The sequence below is a fragment of the Ferrimonas senticii DSM 18821 genome (assembly GCF_000422665.1).
Lineage (GTDB): Bacteria > Pseudomonadota > Gammaproteobacteria > Enterobacterales > Shewanellaceae > Ferrimonas > Ferrimonas senticii.
The window spans coordinates 23,524-26,598 of the sequence record NZ_KE383902.1 but is presented as its reverse complement, the minus strand read 5'-3'; the positions used below and the strand labels follow the sequence as shown (position 1 = coordinate 26,598).

At 53.5% G+C, this 3,075-nt stretch carries 4 protein-coding genes and 3 tRNA genes; 2 read left to right on the top strand and 5 right to left on the bottom strand.

Going from position 1 to position 3,075, the window contains the following annotated elements; translation table 11 throughout:
• The first annotated feature begins 15 nt into the window (after positions 1-15).
• Positions 16-92, top strand: a tRNA-Met gene (locus G506_RS0118240).
• A 60-nt stretch (positions 93-152) separates the two neighbouring features.
• Here G506_RS0118240 and rrtA read toward each other — a convergent pair.
• Genes rrtA through G506_RS0118225 form a run of 3 tightly spaced genes read right to left on the bottom strand, consistent with a single transcriptional unit; the run spans position 153 to position 2,492 of the window.
• A complete protein-coding gene (rrtA, locus tag G506_RS0118235; protein ID WP_051202265.1) occupies positions 153-770 on the bottom strand; it encodes a rhombosortase in 618 nt (205 codons plus the stop codon).
• Positions 739-1,434: a 7-cyano-7-deazaguanine synthase QueC gene (gene queC, locus G506_RS0118230; RefSeq protein WP_028118117.1), complete on the bottom strand. Its 696-nt coding sequence runs from the start codon at positions 1,432-1,434 to the stop codon at positions 739-741. Before queC ends, rrtA begins: the two co-directional genes overlap by 32 nt.
• Complete coding sequence (locus tag G506_RS0118225) at positions 1,434-2,492, bottom strand: PLP-dependent cysteine synthase family protein (RefSeq protein ID WP_028118116.1); 1,059 nt, start codon at positions 2,490-2,492, stop codon at positions 1,434-1,436. Before G506_RS0118225 ends, queC begins: the two co-directional genes overlap by 1 nt.
• Before the next feature lie 32 nt (positions 2,493-2,524).
• On the opposite strand from G506_RS0118225, the gene G506_RS0118220 reads away from it, so the two are divergent.
• Positions 2,525-2,755, top strand: coding sequence for a DUF3820 family protein (locus tag G506_RS0118220; RefSeq protein WP_240473460.1), 231 nt, complete (start codon positions 2,525-2,527; stop codon positions 2,753-2,755).
• Positions 2,756-2,796: 41 nt separating this feature from the next.
• Here G506_RS0118220 and G506_RS0118215 read toward each other — a convergent pair.
• Positions 2,797-2,881, bottom strand: a tRNA-Tyr gene (locus G506_RS0118215).
• Positions 2,882-2,984: 103 nt separating this feature from the next.
• Positions 2,985-3,069, bottom strand: a tRNA-Tyr gene (locus G506_RS0118210).
• Between the last annotated feature and the right edge of the window lie 6 nt (positions 3,070-3,075).

Below are 3,075 nucleotides of genomic sequence, written 5' to 3'. Positions count from 1 at the left end.
AACACTCAACTCGGTCGCGGGATGGAGCAGCCTGGTAGCTCGTCGGGCTCATAACCCGAAGGTCGTCGGTTCAAATCCGGCTCCCGCAACCAACTTATTTAAGAAAAAGCCAACCTTAGGGTTGGCTTTTTCGTATCTGGATTTTGCCATAATTAGCTAAATCTATTTGCTCTGCGGCGGATTGCCATACGCCAGGCTCCCCAGCAGAGCGCTCCCGCCAAGGCGCCAATCAAGTGCGACTCTACTGCGACTCGAGCGTTAATCAGTGCCGCTATATCGCTGTCGGCACCCATTAGGTTTTCCCACAGCACTTTAGCAATGATGCCCATCAGCAGTAAGTAGCCGCTGCGGCGTCGGTAGCGCAGATCTTCCAATGCTCCCCACACAAACAGGCCATGCAGCAGGGCACTTAAGCCCACATAACGCTCGCTGTCTGTGAGTAACATGGCCGCTGCAATCAACAACATCATCACAGGTGTGGCGATGGCTAAGACACGGTTAAAGTAAGGTTGGAACAAGGCCAGCAGCAGCCATAAGCCGCCAAGGTTCATCAACAGATGCGGCCAGTTCGAGTGCAGTAAGTGACCACTGAGCAGTCGCCAATGCTCGCCATGGCTAATAGCAGTACGATACCAGTCTAAGCTGTCATGAAGCTCTGGCAGCAGCGCCAAGCTGATGGCGCTAATGCTTAGTAGCAACGGCAGCGCTAATTGTGCTGCCGTTGGCTTGCCGTAATGCTCAGTTGGCTTGCTTGCGTTTAAGCTCGGCATTGACATGATCGCGATTGCTTAGGTAGTGGTTCAGACCATTAGCCCGTAGGGTGCAGGCGGGGCATTCGCCACAGCCGCTACCAATGATGCCGTTGTAGCAGGTCAGAGTGTTATCACGGACAAGTTCCAGTGCTTGGTATTGTGCTGCTAAGGCCCACGTTTCGGCTTTGTCTAACCACATCAGCGGGGTGCTGAGGTTCAAAGGGCGATCCATACCCAGCTCTAGCGCCTGCTGCAGAGCACGCACAAACTTATCGCGGCAATCTGGGTAGCCGGAGTAGTCGGTCTCACAGACGCCGGTGATCACCGTGCTTGCGCCAATTTGGTAGGCGTAGATCCCAGCCAAGGTTAAGAACAAGATATTGCGCCCTGGCACAAAAGTGTTTGGCAGGCCGTTTTCCATCAGTTCGTTGGCGACGGGGATGCTATCGCGGGTGAGAGCACTGATCGCCAGCTCATTCAGCAAGCCGACATCCAGCACCTTATGGGCGGTCACCCCAAGTTGCTGCGCCAGTTGCTGGGCCACTTCAATCTCTTGCAGATGACGCTGGCCGTAATCAAAGGTAATGGTGTGTACTTCATCAAATTGGGTTAGCGCTTGCACTAAACAGGTAGTGGAATCTTGGCCGCCGCTAAATACCACTACAGCTTTGTTGTTGTTCATCAGCTTAATTGCCCAGTTTGGTTAAAGTGCATCAGTTGCTGTTGGTAAGGGCTGATGTCGCCGATATGTTCAGCGACCCAAGCGGGGTTGTAGTAGCTGTCCAGGTAGCGATCGCCTGAATCGCACAACAGGGTAACGAGTGAGCCTTGTCGACCTTGGGCTTGCATTTCGCTGGCCAACTGCAATACCCCATAGAGGTTGGTGCCGGTACTGGCGCCAATTTTGCGTCCCAGTTTCTGCTCCAGCCACAGCATGGTGGCGATGGACGCCGGATCCGGCACTTGGATCATACGGTCGACAACCTCGGCGATAAATGACGGTTCAACCCGTGGTCGGCCGATCCCTTCAATGCGACTGCAAGCGCCGGTAGTTAGGGTTTTATCGCGGTTGTTGAAATAGTCGAAGAACACCGAATTGTCCGGATCGACCACGCACAGTTCGGTGGCTTTGCGCTGATAACGCAGATAGCGGCCAATGGTGGCGGAGGTGCCGCCGGTGCCCGGACTCATCACGATATAGCTTGGCTCGGCAAAGCGTTCCAGCTGCATTTGATGAAAGATCGAATCGGCAATGTTGTTATTGCCGCGCCAGTCGGTGGCACGCTCGGCATAGGTGAACTGATCCATGTAGTGACCGCCAAGCTCTTGTGCCAGCCGTTCGCTTTCCAGGTAGATCTGCGATGGCTCCACCAGATGGCAACGGCCGCCATAAAATTCAATTTGGGCAATCTTGCGGGCGGCGGTGGACTTGGGGATCACCGCGATGAATTCCAGCCCCAATAAGCGCGCGAAATAGGCTTCGGAGATGGCGGTAGAGCCGGACGAGGATTCGATGATCGGGGTATCTTGCCGGATCCAGCCGTTACTTAAGCCATACAGAAACAGCGACCTTGCCAAGCGGTGTTTTAAACTGCCGGTAGGGTGGGTGCTTTCATCTTTAAGATAGATGTCGATATCGGCCAGCTGTGGCAGATCTAACTTAATTAAGTGAGTGTCGGCACTGCGTTGAAAGTCCGCTTCAATTTGGCCAATCGCCCAATTCACCCAGCTGCGTGTCATAATAGATCCATCGTTTAAATCACAATGGCTCGATGGTACAACACTTGGATCCGCAACTGCTAAAACAATTGGCCAACGACAAGATGCCTTACGGCAAATACGCCGGATGCTATCTATCTGATATTCCTATTGCTTATTACGTTTGGTTGCAGAATAACGGCTGGCCAACACCCCCGTTGGGGCCGAAGTTGGCGCTGATGCTGGAGATCAAACACAACGGACTTGGTTATCTACTAAAACCACTGCGTGAATCGCGCGACTAGAGCAACAACGCCATCCGAGAGGATGGCGTTGTTGTGATAGCTGGTGGAGGGGGAAGGATTCGAACCTTCGAAGGCTGTGCCGGCAGATTTACAGTCTGCTCCCTTTGACCGCTCGGGAACCCCTCCGTGCCAACAATCTTGTAACACTAAGGGCGGTTTTGCAAGTGAGCCGATCAATTTACATCAGAAACGACAACGCCATCCCGAAGGATGGCGTTGTCGTTAAATATGGTGGAGGGAGACGGATTCGAACCATCGAAGGCAGTGCCGGCAGATTTACAATCTGCTCCCTTTGGCCACTCGGGAACCCCTCCAGGTGT

Excerpts from the sequence above, each read along its gene's own strand:
- rrtA (WP_051202265.1), bottom strand. The coding sequence starts at position 770 with ATGCCGAGCTTAAACGCAAGCAAGCCAACTGAGCATTACGGCAAGCCA.
- queC (WP_028118117.1), bottom strand. The coding sequence starts at position 1,434 with ATGAACAACAACAAAGCTGTAGTGGTATTTAGCGGCGGCCAAGATTCC.
- G506_RS0118225 (WP_028118116.1), bottom strand. The coding sequence starts at position 2,492 with ATGACACGCAGCTGGGTGAATTGGGCGATTGGCCAAATTGAAGCGGAC.
- G506_RS0118220 (WP_240473460.1), top strand. The coding sequence starts at position 2,525 with ATGGTACAACACTTGGATCCGCAACTGCTAAAACAATTGGCCAACGAC.